13 protein-coding genes are annotated in these 18769 nt (G+C 72.4%); 8 read left to right on the top strand and 5 right to left on the bottom strand.

Annotated features, from left to right (window positions below):
- Nucleotides 1–234 precede the first annotated feature (234 nt).
- The 4 genes from ACFWM7_RS22070 (at nt 235) to ACFWM7_RS22055 (ending at nt 4620) form a co-directional block, all read left to right on the top strand.
- Nucleotides 235–1851: an adenosine deaminase gene (locus ACFWM7_RS22070; protein WP_383263130.1), complete on the top strand. Its 1617-nt coding sequence runs from the start codon at nt 235–237 to the stop codon at nt 1849–1851.
- 323 nt (nt 1852–2174) lie between these two features.
- Nucleotides 2175–2627 carry a nuclear transport factor 2 family protein gene (locus ACFWM7_RS22065; RefSeq protein WP_383263127.1) on the top strand — a complete coding sequence of 151 codons (453 nt, stop codon included), beginning with the start codon at nt 2175–2177 and terminating at the stop codon, nt 2625–2627.
- Nucleotides 2624–3856 carry an MFS transporter gene (locus ACFWM7_RS22060; protein WP_383263126.1) on the top strand — a complete coding sequence of 411 codons (1233 nt, stop codon included), beginning with the start codon at nt 2624–2626 and terminating at the stop codon, nt 3854–3856. Before ACFWM7_RS22065 ends, ACFWM7_RS22060 begins: the two co-directional genes overlap by 4 nt.
- A gap of 98 nt (nt 3857–3954) precedes the next feature.
- A complete protein-coding gene (locus ACFWM7_RS22055) occupies nt 3955–4620 on the top strand; it encodes a TOPRIM nucleotidyl transferase/hydrolase domain-containing protein (protein WP_383263124.1) in 666 nt (221 codons plus the stop codon).
- 14 nt (nt 4621–4634) lie between these two features.
- Here ACFWM7_RS22055 and ACFWM7_RS22050 read toward each other — a convergent pair whose 3' ends face one another.
- From ACFWM7_RS22050 to ACFWM7_RS22030, 5 genes are all read right to left on the bottom strand, one after another.
- Nucleotides 4635–5660: a LacI family DNA-binding transcriptional regulator gene (locus tag ACFWM7_RS22050; protein WP_383263123.1), complete on the bottom strand. Its 1026-nt coding sequence runs from the start codon at nt 5658–5660 to the stop codon at nt 4635–4637.
- Between the two features lie 61 nt (nt 5661–5721).
- The gene (gene rhaS, locus ACFWM7_RS22045; RefSeq protein WP_383263122.1) at nt 5722–6804 is read right to left on the bottom strand and encodes a rhamnose ABC transporter substrate-binding protein; all 1083 of its coding nucleotides are present in this window, start codon (nt 6802–6804) and stop codon (nt 5722–5724) included.
- A 102-nt stretch (nt 6805–6906) separates the two neighbouring features.
- Nucleotides 6907–7917: an ABC transporter permease gene (locus ACFWM7_RS22040; RefSeq protein WP_383263121.1), complete on the bottom strand. Its 1011-nt coding sequence runs from the start codon at nt 7915–7917 to the stop codon at nt 6907–6909.
- Nucleotides 7910–8950 (bottom strand): ABC transporter permease, encoded by a 1041-nt coding sequence (locus tag ACFWM7_RS22035; RefSeq protein ID WP_383263119.1) that lies wholly within the window; start codon nt 8948–8950, stop codon nt 7910–7912. Before ACFWM7_RS22035 ends, ACFWM7_RS22040 begins: the two co-directional genes overlap by 8 nt.
- Nucleotides 8947–10464, bottom strand: coding sequence for a sugar ABC transporter ATP-binding protein (locus ACFWM7_RS22030; protein WP_383263118.1), 1518 nt, complete (start codon nt 10462–10464; stop codon nt 8947–8949). Before ACFWM7_RS22030 ends, ACFWM7_RS22035 begins: the two co-directional genes overlap by 4 nt.
- Nucleotides 10465–10724: 260 nt before the next feature.
- Here ACFWM7_RS22030 and rhaI point away from each other — a divergent pair, with 260 nt between their 5' ends.
- From rhaI to ACFWM7_RS22010, 4 genes are all read left to right on the top strand, one after another.
- Nucleotides 10725–11885, top strand: coding sequence for an L-rhamnose isomerase (gene rhaI, locus ACFWM7_RS22025; protein ID WP_383263117.1), 1161 nt, complete (start codon nt 10725–10727; stop codon nt 11883–11885).
- Nucleotides 11886–11975: 90 nt separating this feature from the next.
- On the top strand, nt 11976–14015 hold the full coding sequence (locus ACFWM7_RS22020) for a bifunctional aldolase/short-chain dehydrogenase (protein WP_383263116.1): 2040 nt from the start codon (nt 11976–11978) through the stop codon (nt 14013–14015).
- A complete protein-coding gene (locus ACFWM7_RS22015; RefSeq protein WP_383263114.1) occupies nt 14012–15481 on the top strand; it encodes a rhamnulokinase family protein in 1470 nt (489 codons plus the stop codon). Before ACFWM7_RS22020 ends, ACFWM7_RS22015 begins: the two co-directional genes overlap by 4 nt.
- A gap of 61 nt (nt 15482–15542) precedes the next feature.
- Nucleotides 15543–18740 carry an alpha-L-rhamnosidase gene (locus ACFWM7_RS22010; protein WP_383263112.1) on the top strand — a complete coding sequence of 1066 codons (3198 nt, stop codon included), beginning with the start codon at nt 15543–15545 and terminating at the stop codon, nt 18738–18740.
- The last annotated feature ends 29 nt before the right edge of the window (nt 18741–18769 follow it).

Raw genomic sequence — 18769 nt, 5'->3', positions numbered from 1 at the left:
GGGGGGGGGCCCGGGGCCCGCGGGCCGGCGGGGGGGGCCCCCCCAGCCCCGGCCGGGGGTGTTGCCCGACCGGCCGGGCCCCGGGGCCGGGCCGAACGGCCGGTCCCGGGGACGCCGGCCGAAGTGGGGCTCATCGGGGCTCCGTGGAGGTGTCCCCACTCGATCGAGTGGATCTTGGTGTCCCTGTATGCGATTCGGGCCGCGAAGCGTGTCCGCCGACGCGATCATGCGGCGGTGATCTCATCGATTCGGACGGCCAGCCGTCCCATGTCCCTGCTCCCGGCCGGGCTCGGTTTACTTGCTCTCCTCACCCTCCTTCCCGCGGTCCCGGCCTCCGCCGCACCTGTGCAGGACCCGTCGCCCCGGGCCGGGGCGACGGTGCCGAGCCGCCTCACGACCCCGGCCGAACGCAGGACCGCCGCCCGCCTCGACGCGCTGCGGGACGACCCGGCACGGCTCAAGGCCTTCTTCGCGGCGCTGCCCAAGGGCGGCGACCTCCACAACCACCTCTCGGGCGCGGTCACCACCGAGTACCTGATCCAGCTCGCGGGCGAGAACGGCCTGTGCGTCGACGCCACCGACACCGCGGTGCGCCCGCCCTGCGGACCGGGCACCCGGCCCGCCGCCGACGCCCGCACGGACGCGGAGTTCCGGCAGCGGATCGTCCGTGCCTGGTCCATGGAGGACTTCCCCGCCGACCAGTCCGGCCACGACCACTTCTTCGACACCTTCGGCAAGTTCGGCGAAGCCACGCGCGACCGCGGCAAGATGCTCGCCAACGTCGCCAACACCGTCGTGGAGCAGAACCAGTTCTACCTGGAGACCCTGGTCACCCCCGCGTCGGACGCCGCGAAGAAGCTCGCCGACTCCGTGGGTTACGACGCCGACCTCGCTGCCTTCCACCGGAAGCTGGTCGCCGGCGGAAAGCTCGACGGGGTCGTCGCCGAGGCCGTACGGGAGGCGGACGCCGCGGATGCCCAGTTCCGGGAGACGGCGCACTGCGACACCGACCGCCCCGACCCCGGCTGCCGCCTGCCCGTCCGGTGGATCTCCCAGGTCTCCCGCGGCAGTTCGAACGAGCGCGTGTTCACGCAGATGGCGCTCGGCATGCGGCTCGCGGAGCGCGATGCGCGGTTCGTCGCCGTGAACCTCGTCCAGCCGGAGGACGGGGAGAGCGCCCTGCGCAACTACCGCCTCCAGATGCGGATGCTCCAGTACCTGCGCACCCAGTACCCGGACGCCCGCCTCACCCTGCACGCCGGTGAGCTGGCCCCCGGCCTGGTCAAGCCCGAGGACCTGACGTTCCACATCCGCGAGGCCGTCCTCGTCGCCGGGGCCGAACGCATCGGCCACGGCGTCGACCTGGTCCACGAGGACGACTGGCAGCAGCTCGCCCGGACGATGGCCCGGCGCGGTGTCGCCGTCGAGGTCCCGTTCAGCAGCAACAAGCAGATCCTGGGCGTCGCGGGCGACGACCACCCGTTCAACGCCTACCGCCGCCACGGCGTCCCGGTGGTCCTGGCCACCGACGACCCCGGCGTCTCGCGCATCGACATCAGCCACGAGTACGAGTACGCCCGCGCCACCTACGGCCTGAGCTACACCGAGCTGAAGGACCTGGCGCGCGCCTCGCTGACGTACGCCTTCCTCGACGGCGGCAGCCTGTGGGCCACCGGCGCCGAACGCTCCGGCTACCGTCCGGTGCGTGTCTGCGCCGGAGCCCGGCCGGGCATCGCGCCCCCCGCCCCGGCCTGCGCCCGCTATCTCGCGGACAACACGAAGGCGGCCACCGAGTGGCGTCAGGAAGCGGCGTTCGCCGGATTCGAACGCCGACAGGGCGGAGCGCGCTGATCCCGCGCCACCGCTGACCGGTCGATGACCGGGGGCGGGGCCGTACACGCGCCCCGGCCACGTACGGCCCGCCACGCCGGGCCGCGCGTCGTACGATCCCGCCCACGGCGGGCCGCGCGTCGTACGATCCCGCCCACGCCGGGCCGTGCGCCGTACGGCCCCGCCCACGCCGGGCCGTGCGCCGTACGGCCCCGCCTATGCCCGGCCGCGTACGAGCCGGCCCACACCGGGCAGCGCGTCGTACGGCCCCGCCCGCCCCGCCCCCGTACGGCCCCGCCCCCGTACGACGCGCGGCCCGCCCGGCCCACGGCTACGCTCGCCGCATGGGAGAGAGCGGAGAGCACGAGACCGCCGAGCCGGCCGCAGACCGGGGTGGCCCCGACGACGACCGCGTCCGGCTCGCGGCGAGCGTCGACGACTGGGCCGCCGCGATCGTCTCGAACGACGCGGCACGGATCGCGGACTTCATGGCCGACGAGTGGGTCATGGTCTCCGAGTCCGGCATCACCGAACGGGAGGCGTTCCTCGCCTACGTCGAGTCCGGCGACCTGACCCACTCGGCGATGCGCGCCGTCACCCCGCCGAGGATCCGGATTTACGGGGGCACCGCGACGGTCACCGTCCGGATCACGAACACGGCCCACTACGGGGGCCGCCGCTTCGACGCCGACGAATGGACCACGGACGTGTTCGTACGGCGGGACGGCCGCTGGCGGTGCGTGCTCAGCCACATCACCCCCGCCGCCACCCCGACGGACCCGCCGCCCGACGCATGAGCCGGACGAACGGGAGCGCGGCGGACGGGAGCCGGGCGAACGACTCCGGCCGTCGGAGGAAACGCCTCGGCTACCCGACCGCCGCGGCCGTCTTCGCCATCGGAATGGCGGGCACCACGCTGCCCACCCCGCTCTACGGCCTCTACCGGGAACAGCTGGGGTTCTCCGAACTGATGGTGACGGTGGTCTTCGCCGTCTACGCCCTCGGCGTGATCGCCACCCTGCTGCTCGCCGGGAACGTGTCCGACGAGGCGGGGCGGCGGCCCGTTCTCCTGGCCGCCCTGGGGTTCTCGGCGGCCAGCGCGCTCTGCTTCCTCTTCGAGGACGGGCTCCCCGCCCTGTTCGCCGGCCGGACCCTCTCCGGCTTCGCCGCCGGACTGCTGAGCGGGGCGGCGACGGTCACGGTGATGGAGCTGGCCCCGCCGGGACGCGCGGCACGGGCCGGGCTGGCGGCGACCGCCGCGAACATGGGCGGCCTGGGGTGCGGACCGCTCCTGTCGGGGGTGCTCGCCGAATACGCCCCCGAGCCCCTGCGCCTGCCCTTCGTCGTGCACCTGGCGCTGATCGCCGTGGCCGCCGTGCTGACCTGGTTCCTGCCCGAGACGGTAACCTCGCGCGTCCGCGGGCTCTGGCTGCGGCCGCAGGGGCTCGCGGTCCCGCCCGCGATGCGCGGCATGTTCACCACCTCGGCGCTGGCCGCCTTCGCCGGGTTCTCCCTGCTGGGCCTCTTCACGGCGGTAGCCCCCGCATTCGTCGCCGAGACACTCGACGTGCACAACCTGGCCCTGACGGGACTCGTCGTCTTCTCCGTCTTCCTCGCCTCGACGGCCGGGCAGGCGCTCATGGGGCGGGTCGGCGAGCGCCGGGCGCTGCCGGGCGGCTGCTTCGTCCTGGTCGCCGGACTTCTGCTGGTGGGCGCCTCGCTGCTGTTCGCCTCACTGCCTCTGTTGGTCGCCGGCGCGCTCTGCGGCGGCCTGGGCCAGGGGCTGGCATTCCGCGGCGCGGTGACGGCGATCAGCGCGGCGGCACCGGCCGAGCACCGGGCCGCGACCGTCTCCGCGTTCTTTGTCATCGCCTACCTGGGCATCTCCCTGCCCGTGGTCGGCGTCGGCGCGCTCACCCTCGGCATCGGACTCAGAAACGCCGGACTCACCTTCTCCGGTTGTGTGCTGGCGCTCGCCCTGGGCGTCGGCCTGTACCTCGCCCGCAAGCCCCCCGCGCACCGCTGACGCAGGCCTCCCGCACCCCGCTGGCCCAGGGCCCAGCCATCGGCGGCAGAGACGAAAACCCTTGTCGTATCCGCCGATCACGGTGCGAGACTGGCCCGGTGGACACAGCGACGCGCTTGAGGCAGACGGTCATCACCTGGGCCGCGGGCGACGAGGACACGCCGACGCCCGCCGAGGCCGGGGCCGCCCGCGACCTGGCCGCCGGCCTGGGGCTGCGCACCGTGGTGCTCGTCGAGGGCGTCAGCGACCGGGCGGCGGTCGAGGCGCTCGCCGAACGCCAGGGCCGCACCCTGACCGCCGAGGGCATCGTGGTCGTACCGCTCGGGGGCGCCACCAGCATCACCCGTTTCCTGCGGCTCCTCGGCCGGGACGGCCTCGACGCCCGGCCCGCCGGCCTCTGCGACGCGGCGGAGCAGCGCTTCTTCCTCCAGGGTCTGGAGCGCACCGGCTTCGGCACCGGGCTCGCCCCCGACGACCTGGAAACGCTGGGCTTCTTCACCTGCCACGCCGACCTGGAGGACGAGCTGATCCGGGCGCTCGGCACGGACGGCGTCCAGCAGGTCATCGACGACCAGGGCGACCTGCGCACCTTCCGGATCTTCCAACGGCAGCCCGCCCAGCGGGAGCGGACCGTCGACGCGCAGCTGCGGCGCTTCATGGGGACCATCGGCGGCCGCAAGGAGCACTACGGCCGCGCGCTGACCGAGGCCCTGGACCTCGCCCGCCTGCCCCGCCCGCTGGACGGACTCCTCGCCCACATCTGACCGGGGCTCGCGGCTCAGCGCGGGCCGAGGCTGGACCGCCGCACCACCAGTTCCGGCTGAAGCACCACCCGCCGGTGCTCGTGCGCCCCCGCCGGTGCCCCCGCCCCGGTCTCCTCCAGGAGCAGCCCGGCCGCCAGCGCCCCCATCGTCGCCGCCGGCTGCCGTACCGACGTCAGCGGCACAGCGGCCGCCGCGGCGAACTCGATGTCGTCGTACCCCACCAGGGCCAGATCGCCGGGCACCGAGACCCCGGCGGCGAACAGTGACTGGAGTACCCCCAGGGCGAGCAGGTCGTTGGCGCAGAACACGGCGGTCGGCCGGTCGGAGAGGCCCAGCAGCCGGGCCCCCGCGTCCCGGCCCGCCGCCACGTCCAGCCGTTCCGTGGGCAGCTCCCGCAGGGCCTGTGGACCGAGCCCCGCCTCGGTGAGGGCGGCGAGCGCCCCCGTACGCCGGTCCCGGACCTGGTTGAAGCCGGGCGGGCCACTCACGTACGCGATGGAGCGGTGCCCGGCGTCCAGCAGATGCCGCACCGCCAGGGCCCCGCCCGCCACGTCGTCGACCGACACCGAGCACTCCGTGGTGCCCTCGGCGACCCGGTCGACGAGGACGAACGGGATGTCGTGCCGCCGGAACGCCTCGATGTTGCGCCCGGTCGCGTCGGCGGGGGTGAGCAGCACGCCCCGGACCCGCTGCTCCGCGAAGAGCGACAGATACTCCGCCTCCTCGCCGGGGCTCTGCGCACTGTTGCAGACCATGACGCCGAGCCCCGCCTCGCGCGCGGCCCGCTCCGCGCCGCGCGCCACGTCCACGAAGAACGGGTTGCCCATGTCCAGGACCAGCAGCCCCATGATCCGGCTGCGCCCCGCCCGCAACTGCCGCGCCGACTCGCTGCGGACGTAACCGAGACGGTCGATCGCCGACAGAACACGGGCCCGGGTGTCGGGACCGACCGTGTCCGGGCGGTTGATGACGTTGGAGACCGTGCCCACCGATACTCCGGCGACCCGGGCCACGTCCTTGATACCCACCGACTGGGCCATCAGACGGAGACCTCCAGAAGGGCGAGGGACGCGGAACGGACCCTCAGCCTATCCGCGCGCATCAGAAGTCGAAGTCGTCGATGTTGTCCTTGTCGAACACCGTCGGCTTGCCGAGGTCGACCACCCCGTCCTTGCCGATCGTGTACGTGCCCAGCTCGCCCGCCTCGAAGGTCTGCCCCTCCTCCCCGGTGATCTGGCCGGACGCCAGGGCGACCGAGGCGTGCCCGGCCAGCTCGCCGAGCTTCGCCGGATCCCACAGCTCGAACGCCTCGACCGTGCCGTTCTTCACGTACGAACGCAGATCGTTGGGGGTGCCGAGACCGGACAGCTTCACCTTGCCCCGGTACTTGGAGCCCGACAGGTACTGCGCCGCCGCCTTGATGCCGACCGTGGTCGGCGAGACGATCCCGGCGAGGTTCGGGTACTCCTGGAGCAGCCCCTGCGTCTGCTGGAAGGACTGCTGGGCGTCGTCGTTCCCGTACGCGACCTTCACCAGCTTCACGTCCTCGTACTTCGGGTCCTTCAGCTCGTCCTTCATGTAGTCGATCCACAGGTTTTGGTTCGTCGCCGTCTGGGCGGCGGACAGGACCGCGATCTCGCCCTTGTAGCCGATCTGTTCGGCGAGCAACTGGACCTGGGTGCGGCCCAGGTCCTCCGCGCCGGCCTGCGAGACGAACACGTTGCGGCAGTCGGTCTTGGTGTCGGAGTCGTAGGTGACGACCTTGACGCCGTTCCTCATGGCCTGCTTGAGCGCGGTGCACAGCGCGCCCGGGTCCTGCGCGGAGACGGCGATCGCGTCGACCTGCTGCTGGGTGAGGGTATTGACGTAGGAGACCTGGCCGGAGGTGTCGGTGGCGCTGGTCGGGCCGACTTCCTTGAAGGTGGACCCCAGCGCCTCGACGGCCTTCTGTCCGCCCTTGTCGGCGGTGGTGAAGTAGGGGTTGTTGACCTGCTTGGGCAGAAAGCCCACGGTCAGGCCCTTCTTGGTGGGCGCGTCCGGGTCCGCCTTGCCGGCCGAGGCGGCCGAACCGCTCTCCTTCTTCACATCGCTCTTGGTGGTGCCCCCGCACGCCGTGACGGCGAGCGCGAGGGAGGTGACGGCCGCGAGGGCCGCACAGCTGCGGCGGATCGATGACGTACGCATGGCAGGGTCCTTTGCGGAAGAAGGGCGGGACTAGGGCTGGACAAGCGCGGGACGAGGGCGGGTTACGGTGCCGGGCACGCGGTTACGGAGTCGGGCACGGGGTTACGGAGACGGTGTCCGAGCCGGCGTCGGGGCCGAGGCTGCCTGTCGCCCCGCCCGCGCGACGGAGATCTGCCGCCCGACGCGCGGGCCGAGCACGGAGAGGACGAGCAGCACGCCGGTGACGACGATCTGCGACTGCGCGGAGACGTCCCCGAGGCTCATGACGTTCTGCAACGCCCCGAGCAGGAACACGCCCGCGATCGCGCCGCCGAGCGTGCCCTTTCCGCCGTCGAAGTCGATGCCGCCGAGCAACACGGCTGCCACGACCGACAGTTCGAGACCGGTGGCGTTGTCGAAGCGGGCGCTGGCGTAGTGCAGCGCCCAGAGCACACCGGTGAGGGAGGCCATCAGGCCGGTCACGGTGAACAGGATCAGCTTCTGCCGCTTCACCCGTACGCCCGCGAACCTGGCCGCCTCCTCGTTGGCGCCCGTCGCGAACAGGGAACGCCCGAACGGGGTTGCGTGCAGGGCGGTCACGGCGACGGCGAGCAGCGCCAGGAACGGCAGGAGGGCGTACGGAACGAACGTGTCGCCGATGCGTCCGGCGGCGAAGTCCAGATAAGGGGACGGGAAATCGGTGACCGCGTCCGACCCGAGCACGATCTGCGCGATGCCCCGGTAGGCGGCCAACGTCCCGATGGTGACGGCGAGCGAGGGCAGTCCGAGCCGGGTCACCAGCAGCCCGTTGACCAGTCCGCACACCACACCGAGCAGCAAACAGATCGGGATGATCGCCTCGATGGGCAGACCCTGGTTCCACAGCGCCCCCATCACCGCCCCCGAGAGGCCGGCTGTCGAAGCCACCGACAGGTCGATCTCCCCGGAGACCACCAGCAGGGTCATCGGCAGCGCGATGAGCGCGATGGGCAGGGTGTTGCCGATCAGGAACGACAGGTTGAGGGCGTTGCCGAAACCGTCGACGAAGCCGAACGACAGCAGCAGCACCACGATGAGGAGGGCGCCGACGACCGTGTCCCAGCGGACGGCGCGCGCGAGTGCGGAGTCAGCCATGGCGGGCGTTCCTCTTCTTCAGGGCGGAGGCCACGCGCAGGGCGACGATCCGGTCGACCGCGATGGCGAGGATGAGCAGGAAGCCGTTGATCGCCAGCACCCACACGGAGCTGACGCCGAGCGCGGGCAGCACGCTGTTGACCGAGGTCAGCAGCAGCGCGCCGAGCGCCGCCCCGTACACCGTGCCGGAGCCCCCAGTGAAGACCACCCCGCCGACCACGACCGCGCTGACCACGGTGAGTTCGTAACCCGTGCCCGTACCGGAGTCGACGTTCCCGAAGCGCGCCAGATACAGCGCTCCGGCGAGACCGGCCAGCGCCCCGCAGAAGGTGTAGGCCAGCAGGATCCGCCGGCGTACCGGAATCCCGGCCAGCCGCGCCGCCTCCGGGTTCGAGCCCAGCGCGTACAGCTCGCGGCCGCTGCCGAAGTGCTTGAGGCAGTACGCCGTCGCCACCAGCAGGGCCAGGGCGATCAGCGCGAGCCACGGCACCGCCGAGATCCCGCCGGAGCCGAAGTTCACGAAGCCGTCCGGCAGGTCGGCCGCTGTGATCTGCCGCGAGCCGACCCAGATCGAGTCGATGCCCCGGATGATGTAGAGCGTGCCCAGCGTCACGACCAGCGCGGGCACCTGGCCGAGGCTCACGAGCAGCCCGTTCAGCAGCCCGAAGCCGACGCCGAGCAGTACGGCGAGGACCACGGCCACCACCGGCTGCCCGCCGCCCTGGAGATACGTACCGGCGGCGAAGGCGCTGATGCCGAGGGTCGAGCCGACCGACAGGTCGACGTTGCGGGTGATGACCACCAGCGACTGGCCGGTGGCGACCAGCACCAGGATCGTCGCGTTCAGCAGCAGGTCCTTGATGCCCTGCTCGGAGAGGAACGCGCTGTTGCCGAGCTGGGTGAGGACCAGCATCGCCACCAGCACGAGCAGAATGGCGAGTTCACGCATCTTGAAGACGCGGTCCACCAGCCGGGTGCTGCTGGAGGCGGGGGCAGGCGCGACGGGCGCCGGTTCGGTGGTCGTCACCGTCATGCGGCGGCCCTCCCGGTGGCTGCGGCCATCACGGTCTCCTCGGTGGCGTCGGAACGGGAGATCTCGGCGGTCAGGCGGCCCTCGTGCATCACCAGCACCCGGTCGGCCATGCCGAGGATCTCGGGCAGATCGGAGGAGATCATCAGCACCGCCACCCCGTCCGCCGCCAGCGCGCTCAGGAGCCGGTGCACCTCCGCCTTGGTGCCGACGTCGATCCCGCGCGTCGGCTCGTCGACGATCAGCACGGCGGGCCCGGTGGCGAGCCATTTGGCCAGCACCACCTTCTGCTGGTTGCCGCCGGACAGGGTGGCCACGGCATCGGCGATGCGGGCGTACTTCACCTGGAGCCGGACCGCCCAGTCGAGCGACCGGCTGCGCTCCGCGCCCCGGTCCATCAGCCCCGCCCTCCTGGTGGTGCGCAGCCCGGTGAGCCCGATGTTCCGTTCGATGGACATGCCCATCACCAGGCCCTGGGCCCGCCGGTCCTCGGGGACCAGGGCGAGCCCGGCGGCCATGGCGGTGGACGGGGCGCCGTTGAGGAGCGCCCGCCCGGCCACCTCGACCTCGCCCGCGTCCCACCGGTCGACGCCGAAGACCGCCCGCGCCACCTCCGTACGCCCGGCGCCGACCAGTCCCGCCATGCCGACGATCTCGCCGCGCCGCACATCGAAGGAGACATCCGTGAACACGCCCTCGCGGGTGAGCCGCCGGACGCTGAGGGCGACCTCGCCGGCCTCGACGTACTGCTTCGGATACAGCTCGTCCAGGTCCCGGCCGACCATGCGGCGGACCAGGTCCTCCTCCGCCATCCCGGCCAGCGGTTCACTGGCGATCAGCGCCCCGTCCCGCAGGGTCGTGACGCGTTCGCAGATCCGGAAGATCTCCTCCAGCCGGTGCGAGATGAACAGCACGGCGGCCCCCTGCTCGCGCAGCGCCCGCACCACGCCGAACAGCCGCGCCACCTCGCTGCCGGTCAGGGCGGCCGTCGGCTCGTCCATGATCAGGACGCGCGCGTCGAAGGAGAGGGCCTTGGCGATCTCGACGATCTGCTGGTCCGCGATCGACAGGCCGCGGGCCGGACGGTCGGGGTCGAGCTCGACGCCGAGCCGGTGCATCAGGGCGGCCGTGGCGTTCCGGGTGGCCCGGTGGTCGATCCGGCCGAGCGCCCGCCGGGGCTGACGGCCCATGAAGATGTTCTCGGCGATCGACAGGTCGGGAAAGAGCGTGGGCTCCTGGTAGATGACGGCGATACCGGCGTCCCGGGCGTCGGCGGGACCGTGGAAGACGGCCGGCTCGCCGTCCAGCAGAAGCTGGCCGGCATCCGGCCGGTGCACTCCGGCGAGCGTCTTGATCAGGGTCGACTTGCCCGCGCCGTTCTCCCCGGCGAGGGCGTGCACCTCGCCGGGGAACAGGTCGAGGGACACGTCCCGCAGGGCGCGCACGGCGCCGAAGGACTTGGAGACGCCCCTCAGGGCCAGCACGGGGGCCGGATCCTTGGCGGACCGGTGGGTCATCGGTGGCTCCTCGACGATGCGGAGGGCATCCTCGCGGCATCGTGAAAGGTTTCAAATGAGTTGCCGGGACGTTAGACAGGTCGCTCGGAGCGCGTCAATGGGGCTGAACGCAAATTCTCAACTGCCCCGTGCATTCATAAGGTTGCGCGGCGTCAGGTCAGCCGGAAGGGTTGACAGCCCTCAGGGGTGCTCCTAGCTTCAACCCGCATGAATCGTTTCAGATTCATTCGCGTTCACACCGACGTCACAGGAGCGACGAAGTGACCGAGCACGCCACGGTGAAGGCCGCCCTCATGTCCCAGGCCATCGAGACGCCCTCATGGGCGTACGGGAACTCGGGAACCCGCTTCAAGGTCTTCGCCCGGCCCGGCGTGCCCCGCACCCCCGAGGAGAAGCTCGACGACGCGGCTAAGGTCCACGAGTTCACCGGCGCCGCGCCCACCGTCGCCCTCCATATTCCCTGGGACACGGTCGACGACTACGCGGCCCTCGCCGAGCACGCCCGCGACCGGGGCCTGGCCCTCGGGGCCGTCAACGCCAACACCTTCCAGAACGACGCCTACCGGCTCGGCAGCGTCTGCCACCCGGAGGCCGCCGTACGCCGCAAGGCCCTGGACCACCTGCTGGCCTGCGTCGACATCATGGACGCGACGGGATCCCGGGACCTCAAGCTGTGGTTCGCGGACGGTACGAACTACCCCGGCCAGGACGACATCCACGAGCGGCAGGACCGGCTCGCCGAGGCGCTGGCCGCCGTGTACGAACGGCTCGGCGACGACCAGCGCATGCTGGTGGAGTACAAACTGTTCGAGCCCGCCTTCTACACGACCGACGTCCCGGACTGGGGGACGGCCTACGCCCACTGCCTCAAGCTGGGCCCCAAGGCCCGGGTGGTCGTGGACACCGGGCACCACGCGCCCGGCACCAACATCGAGTTCATCGTCGCGACCCTGCTGCGCGAGGGCCGGCTCGGCGGCTTCGACTTCAACTCCCGCTTCTACGCCGACGACGACCTGATGGTCGGCGCGGCCGACCCCTTCCAGCTCTTCCGCATCATGTACGAGGTCGTCCGCGGCGGCGGGCTCACCGCGGACGTGGCCTTCATGCTCGACCAGTGCCACAACATCGAGGAGAAGATCCCCGCGATCATCCGCTCGGTGATGAACGTCCAGGAGGCCACGGCCAAGGCCCTCCTCGTGGACCGCGCGGCCCTGGCCGCCGCCCAGCGCACCGGCGACGTCCTGGAGGCCAACGCCGTACTCATGGACGCCTACAACACCGACGTACGCCCTCTGCTCGCCGAGATCCGCGAGGAACAGGGCCTCGACGGCGACCCGATGGCCGCCTACCGACGCTCCGGCTGGGCGACGAAGACCGCCGAGGAGCGGATCGGCGGCCGGCAGGCGGGTTGGGGGGCGTAAGTCCTCCCGGCCCGCACCGCACACGCCACCCCGCCGCATCCCGTAGCACCGCCTCTCTGCCGCCCCGTCGCGAAGGACACCGAGGAACCCATGGCTCTCCACCCCGAAGCCGCAGCACTTCTGGCCCGCTCCCACCGGCTCGGCTCCGACCCCCGCAATACGAACTACGCCGGCGGCAACGCCTCCGCCAAGGGCGCCGCGCCCGACCCGGTCACCGGCGACGACGTCGAGCTGATGTGGGTCAAGGGCTCCGGCGGCGACCTCGGCACCCTCACCGCCGACGGGCTCGCCGTGCTCCGCCTCGACCGGCTCCGCGCGTTGCGCGGCGTCTACGCGGGGGTGGAGCGCGAGGACGAGATGGTCGCCGCGTTCGACTACTGCCTGCACGGCAAGGGCGGCGCGGCCCCCTCCATCGACACCGCCATGCACGGTCTCGTCGACGCCCCGCACGTCGACCACCTGCACCCCGACTCCGGGATCGCCCTCGCCTGTGCCGCAGACGGGGACAAGCTGACCGCCGACTGCTTCGGCCACACCGTCGCCTGGGTTCCCTGGCGGCGCCCCGGATTCCAACTCGGCCTGGACATCGCCGCGGTGAAGGAAGCGAACCCGGACGCCATCGGCTGCGTCCTGGGCGGCCACGGCATCACCGCCTGGGGCGCGACGTCAAAGGAGTGCGAGGCCAACGCGCTCCGCATCATCCGCACCGCCGAGACGTTCCTGGCCGAGCGGGGCAGGCCCGAACCGTTCGGACCGGTGATCGAGGGGTACGAGGCGCTGCCCGATGACCGACGCCGTGAACGGGCCGCCGCCCTCGCCCCGTACGTACGCGCCCTCGCCTCCCGGGACCGCCCCCAGGTGGGGCACTTCGACGACTCCGCTGCGGTGCTGGACTTCCTCGCCCGCGCCGAACACCCGAGGCTCGCGGCCTTGGGCACCTCCTGCCCGGACCACTTTCTGCGGACGAAGATCAGGCCCCTGGTCCTCGACCTGCCGCCGACCGTCGAACCAGCCCGCGCCGTCGAGCGGTTGGACGAGCTGCACGCCGCCTACCGGGAGGAGTACGCCGCCTACTACGCGCGCCACGCGCAGCCCGGCTCGCCCCCGATGCGCGGTGCGGACCCGGCGATCGTGCTGATCCCCGGGGTGGGGATGTTCAGCTTCGGCAAGGACAAGCAGACCGCGCGGGTGGCGGGGGAGTTCTACCTCAACGCCATCAACGTGATGCGCGGCGCGGAAGCCGTCTCCTCCTACGCCCCGATCGAGGAGGCGGAGAAGTTCCGCATCGAGTACTGGGCCCTGGAGGAGGCCAAACTCCGCCGGATGCCGAAGCCGAAGCCGCTGGCCACCCGGGTCGCCCTGGTGACCGGCGCGGGCAGCGGCATCGGCCGGGCCATCGCCCGCCGGCTCGTCGCGGAAGGCGCCTGTGTGGTCGTCGCGGATCTGGATGCGAAGAGCGGGGCCGCCGTCGCCGAGGAACTGGGCGGCCCCGACCGGGCGGTGGCCGTCACGGCCGACGTCACCAGCGAGGAGCAGGTGGCCGGCGCGTTCGCGGCGGCCGCCCTCGCCTTCGGCGGCGTCGACCTGGTGGTCAACAACGCGGGCATCTCGATCTCCAAGCCCCTGGCCGAGACCACGGTCCGCGACTGGGACCTCCAGCACGCCATCATGGCCCGGGGCTCCTTCCTCGTCGCCCGCGAGGCCGCCCGCGTCATGCGCGCCCAGGGCTTCGGCGGCGACCTCGTCTACATCGCCTCGAAGAACGCCGTCTTCGCCGGTCCCAACAACGTCGCCTACTCCGCCGCCAAGGCCGACCAGGCCCACCAAGTGCGGCTGCTCGCAGCAGAGTTGGGTGAGGACGGTATCCGCGTCAACGGGGTCAACCCCGATGGCGTAGTCCGGGGCTCCGGCATTTTCGCCGGTGGCTGGGGCGCCCAGCGCGCTGCGACGTACGGCATCGAGGAGGAGAAGCTCGGCGAGTTCTACGCCCAACGGACCCTGCTCAAGCGGGAAGTGCTGCCCGAACACGTCGCCAACGCCGTCTTCGCCCTCACCGGCGGCGAGTTGACCCACACCACCGGGCTGCACATCCCGGTCGACGCCGGGGTAGCCGGGGCCTTCCTGCGATGAGCGTCCCCGGTACGAAGACCTTCGCGGCGGTCGACCTGGGTGCGTCCAGCGGCCGGGTCATGGTCGGCCGCGTCGCCCCCGACACTCTGGACCTCACCGAGGCCCACCGCTTCCCCAACCGGCCCGTGCGCCTGCCCGAAGGTCTGCGCTGGGACATCCTCGGCCTGTACGGGGGCGTCCTGGACGGGCTGCGCGCGGCGGGCCCCGTCGACTCCGTCGGCATCGACAGCTGGGCCGTGGACTACGGGCTCCTCGACGCCCACGGGGCGCTGCTCGGCAACCCCGTCCACTACCGGGACGCCCGCACGGAGGGGGTGCCCGAGCGGGTGTGGGCCATGGTCCCGCCCGACGCCCTCTACCGTGCCACCGGCATCCAGTACGCCCCGTTCAACACGCTCTACCAGCTCGTGGCCGCCCGCGACACCCCGCAACGTCTGGCCGCAGAAAGGCTGTTGCTGATCCCCGACCTGATCGCGTACTGGCTGACGGGGGAGCAGGGCACCGAGCTCACCAACGCCTCCACCACCCAGCTCATCGACCCGCGCACCGGCGGCTGGAACCGCGATCTGGCCGGCCGCCTCGGCATCGACCTCGCGCTCTTCGCCCCGCTGCGCCGCCCGGGCGACCCGGCGGGCGCGCTGCTCCCGGCCGTCCAGGAGCAGACCGGGCTGCCCGGCCCCGTCCCGGTGACGGCCGTCGGCTCCCACGACACCGCCTCCGCCGTCGCCGCCGTCCCCGCCCGGCGGGGAGAACGGTTCGCCTACCTCTGCACCGGAACCTGGTCCCTCGTCGGCCTCGAACTCGACGCACCCGTCACCACGGAGGCGAGCCGCGCCGCGAACTTCACCAACGAGCTGGGCGTCGACGGAACCATCCGCTTCCTGCGCAACATCATGGGCCTGTGGCTGCTCCAGGAATGCCTGCGCGCCTGGGGCCGGGAGGACCTCGCCCCCCTGCTCGCCGAGGCCGCCCGCGCGCCCGCCCTGCGGTCCGTGGTGGACGCCGCCGCGCCCGAGTTCCTCGCCCCCGGGGCCATGCCCGAACGCATCGCGGCCGCCTGCCGGGCCACCGGCGGTCCGGTGCCCCGTACGCCGGGAGAGACCGCGCGCTGCATCCTCGACTCGCTGGCCCTCGCCCACCGGCGGGCGATCCGCGAGGCGCAGCGCCTGGCCGACCGCTCGGTGGAGGTGGTGCACATCGTCGGCGGCGGGGCGCGCAACGCCCTGCTCTGCCAACTCACCGCCGACGCCTGTGGTCTGCCCGTGGTCGCGGGCCCAGCCGAAGCGGCCGCGCTCGGCAACGTCCTCGTCCAGGCGCGGGCCCACGGACTGCCCGGCGACCTTGCCTCGACACGTGAACTCATCGCCCGTACCCAACCCATGACCCGCTACGAGCCGTCGGGTGACCCGGCGGCCTGGGAGGCGGCGGAGCGCCGCACCGAAGGCGCGCGCCCCCTTTGTGCCTGACCGCTTTGTGCCTGACCCCATGTGTTCCTGCCCTCTTCCCCTCGCCGAATCGGAGCCGAGTGTGATCAGCCGACGACGACTGCTCAGCACGACCGCCACCGCCCTGGGAACCACCCTCATCGCCGGAGCCATCCCACCCGCCCAGGCCACGGAGCGCGGCGCGAAAGGGGCCAAGGGCCTCCGGGTGGGCGGCTCGACCGCCGAGTACGTGAAGAACCCGCTCGGCCTCGGCGCCGCCCGCCCGCGCCTGGGCTGGCCGCTCACCGCGACCGCGCCGGGCCGCACGCAGAGCGCCTACCAGGTCCGCGTCGCGCTGAGCGAACGCGCCCTGGAGCGGCCCGACGTGTGGGACAGCGGCAAGGTCGAGTCCGCCGACTCGACACAAGTCGTCTACGGCGGACCGGAGTTGCGCTCCCGTACCCGCTACTACTGGACCGTGCGGGTCTGGGACGACCGGGGCCAGGTCTCCGCCTGGTCCGCCCCTGCCTGGTGGGAGACCGGCCTCACCGAGGCCTCGGAATGGTCCGCCGACTGGATCGGGGCGCCCGCCTCCCTCGTCGGCGCCCCCGCTCTGGACGAGGCCTCCTGGATCTGGTTCCCGGAGGGCGACCCGGCGAGCAGCGCCCCGGCCGCGACCCGGTGGTTCCGGGGCGCGTTCGACGTACCGGAGGGGGTGGCCCGGGCCCGGCTGGTGCTCACCGCCGACGACGGGTACGTCGCCCACCTGGACGGTACGGAGGTGGCGCGGGCCGAACCGGACGAGGTCGCCAGGGCCTGGAGCCGCCCCTCGGTCACCGAGGTCACCGACCGGCTCGCCCCCGGCCGCCATGTCCTCGCCATCACCGCGACCAACGAGGTCACCGGCCCCGCCGGACTGCTCGGCGTCCTGGAGCTGACCACCGCCGACGGCGTGCGCACCATCACCACCGGCGGCGACTGGAAGGCCGCCGACGCCGAACCCGCAGGCGACTGGCAGGCGTTGGACTACGACGACGCCGACTGGCCCGCCGCCAAGGTCCTCGTACCGTGGGGATCGGGCCCCTGGGGCAAGGTCACCCCCGCCTACGCCCCCGTCGCCCAACTGCGCCACGAGTTCCGGCTGCGCCGAAAGCCCGTCGCGCGGGCCCGGCTCTACTCCACGGCCCTCGGCGTGTACGAGGCCCACCTCAACGGGCAACGGGTCGGGACGGACCGCCTCGCGCCCGGCTGGACGGACTACGCCCAGCGGATCCAGTACCAGACGCACGACGTCACCGAGTTGCTCACCTCCGGAACCAACACCCTCGGCGTGGAGCTGGCGACGGGGTGGTACGCGGGCAACGTCGGCATGTTCGGCCCGCATCAGTACGGCGAACACCCCGTCTTCCTGGGCCAGTTGGAGGTGACCTACCGGGACGGAACCACCGAGCGGGTGCTGTCCGGCACCGACTGGCGGGCCGCCACCGGTCCCATCACCCTGGCCGACCTCCTCACCGGCGAGACCTACGACGCCCGCCTGGAGACCGACGGCTGGCTGCGCACCGGCTTCGACGACGCGGACTGGGCGAAGGCCGTGTCCGCCGAGGAGGAGGTCACCGCCGAACTGGTCGCCGAGCCCGATGGACCCTGCCGCGTCATCCAGGAGCTGAAGGCCAAGGAGATCACCGAACCCCGCCCCGGCGTCTTCGTCTTCGACCTCGGCCAGAACATGGTCGGCACCGCCCGCCTGCGCGTCACCGGCCGCGCCGGCACCACCGTGCGGCTGCGCCACGCCGAGGTCCTGAACCCCGACGGCACCGTCTACACCACCAACCTCCGTACCGCCGCCGCGACCGATCACTACACGCTCAAGGGCGGCGGCCGCGAGACGTACGAGCCGCGCTTCACCTTTCACGGCTTCCGCTACGTCGAGGTGACCGGCTACCCCGGCAAGCCGCCGCTCGACGCCATCGTCGGGCGGGTGATCCACACCGACGCACCCCTCACCATGGAGTTCGAGACGAACGTCCCGATGCTCAACCAGCTCCACAGCAACATCACCTGGGGCCTGCGCGGCAACTTCCTCTCCATCCCCACCGACACCCCCGCCCGCGACGAACGCCTCGGCTGGACCGGCGACATCAACGTCTTCGCACCCACCGCCGCGTACGCCATGGAGTCCGCGCGCTTCCTCTCCAAGTGGCTGAGCGACCTCCAGGACGACCAGACTTCCGATGGCGCCTTCACCGACGTCGCCCCCCACGTCGAGGGCCTCGGCGCGGGCTCGGCCGGCTGGGGCGACGCGGGCGTCACCGTCCCCTGGGCCCTGTACCAGGCGTACGGCGACACCCAGGTGCTGGAGCGGGCCTGGCCCTCGATGCTGAAGTGGCTCGACTACCTGGAGGAGAACAGCACCGGACGGCTGCGGCCCGCCACCGGCTACGGCGACTGGCTCAACGTCGCCGACGACACCCCCAAGGACGTCATCGCCACCGCCTACTACGCCCACAGCGCCGACCTCGTGGCCCGTACCGCCCGGGTCCTGGGCAAGGACCCGGCCCCGTACACCGCCCTGCTGACGGAGATCCGCGAGGCCTTCCGTACCGCGTACGTCACCGGCGGCCGGGTGAAGGGCGACACCCAAACCGCGTACGTCCTCGCGCTCTCGATGGACCTCCTGAGCACGGCGGAACGCGCCACCGCCGCCGACCGGCTCGTCGCCCTCATCGAGGCGAAGGACTGGCATCTGTCCACGGGATTCCTCGGCACCCCGCGCCTGCTCCCCGTCCTCACCGACACCGGGCACACGGACGTGGCGTACCGCCTGCTGCTCCAGCGGACCTTCCCGAGCTGGGGCTACCAGATCGACCGCGGGGCCACGACCATGTGGGAGCGCTGGGACTCCATCAAGCCGGACGGAAGCTTCCAGGACGCGGGCATGAACTCCTTCAACCACTACGCGTACGGATCGGTGGGGGAGTGGATGTACGCCCACATCGCGGGCATCGCCCCCGCCGCCCCCGGCTTCCGCAAGGTCACCGTGCGGCCCCGCCCCGGCGGCGGCATCACGCACGCCCGGGGCCGCTTCGCCTCCCTGCACGGCCCGGTCACCACCGACTGGTCGGCCGAGAAGGGCCGCTTCCGGCTGACCGTGGGGCTGCCCGTCAACACCACCGCCGAGGTGTGGGTCCAGGCCGGCCGAGCCGAGGACGTCACGCACACCGGTGCCCGCTTCCTGCGGATGGAGGACGGCTGCGCGGTCTTCGCCGTCGGCTCGGGGAACCACCGCTTCGCGGTCTGAGTCCGCTGGGACGAGGCGGTACGCCGTAC

It is taken from the genome of Streptomyces sp. NPDC058375 (assembly GCF_042723425.1).
Classification (GTDB): Bacteria; Actinomycetota; Actinomycetes; order Streptomycetales; family Streptomycetaceae; genus Streptomyces; species Streptomyces durocortorensis.
This window is presented reverse-complemented; position numbering and strand designations above follow the sequence as displayed.

Excerpts from the sequence above, each read along its gene's own strand:
- ACFWM7_RS22065 (WP_383263127.1), top strand. The coding sequence starts at position 2,175 with ATGGGAGAGAGCGGAGAGCACGAGACCGCCGAGCCGGCCGCAGACCGG.
- ACFWM7_RS22060 (WP_383263126.1), top strand. The coding sequence starts at position 2,624 with ATGAGCCGGACGAACGGGAGCGCGGCGGACGGGAGCCGGGCGAACGAC.
- ACFWM7_RS22050 (WP_383263123.1), bottom strand. The coding sequence starts at position 5,660 with ATGGCCCAGTCGGTGGGTATCAAGGACGTGGCCCGGGTCGCCGGAGTA.
- rhaS (WP_383263122.1), bottom strand. The coding sequence starts at position 6,804 with ATGCGTACGTCATCGATCCGCCGCAGCTGTGCGGCCCTCGCGGCCGTC.
- ACFWM7_RS22040 (WP_383263121.1), bottom strand. The coding sequence starts at position 7,917 with ATGGCTGACTCCGCACTCGCGCGCGCCGTCCGCTGGGACACGGTCGTC.
- ACFWM7_RS22035 (WP_383263119.1), bottom strand. The coding sequence starts at position 8,950 with ATGACGGTGACGACCACCGAACCGGCGCCCGTCGCGCCTGCCCCCGCC.
- ACFWM7_RS22030 (WP_383263118.1), bottom strand. The coding sequence starts at position 10,464 with ATGACCCACCGGTCCGCCAAGGATCCGGCCCCCGTGCTGGCCCTGAGG.
- ACFWM7_RS22020 (WP_383263116.1), top strand. The coding sequence starts at position 11,976 with ATGGCTCTCCACCCCGAAGCCGCAGCACTTCTGGCCCGCTCCCACCGG.
- ACFWM7_RS22015 (WP_383263114.1), top strand. The coding sequence starts at position 14,012 with ATGAGCGTCCCCGGTACGAAGACCTTCGCGGCGGTCGACCTGGGTGCG.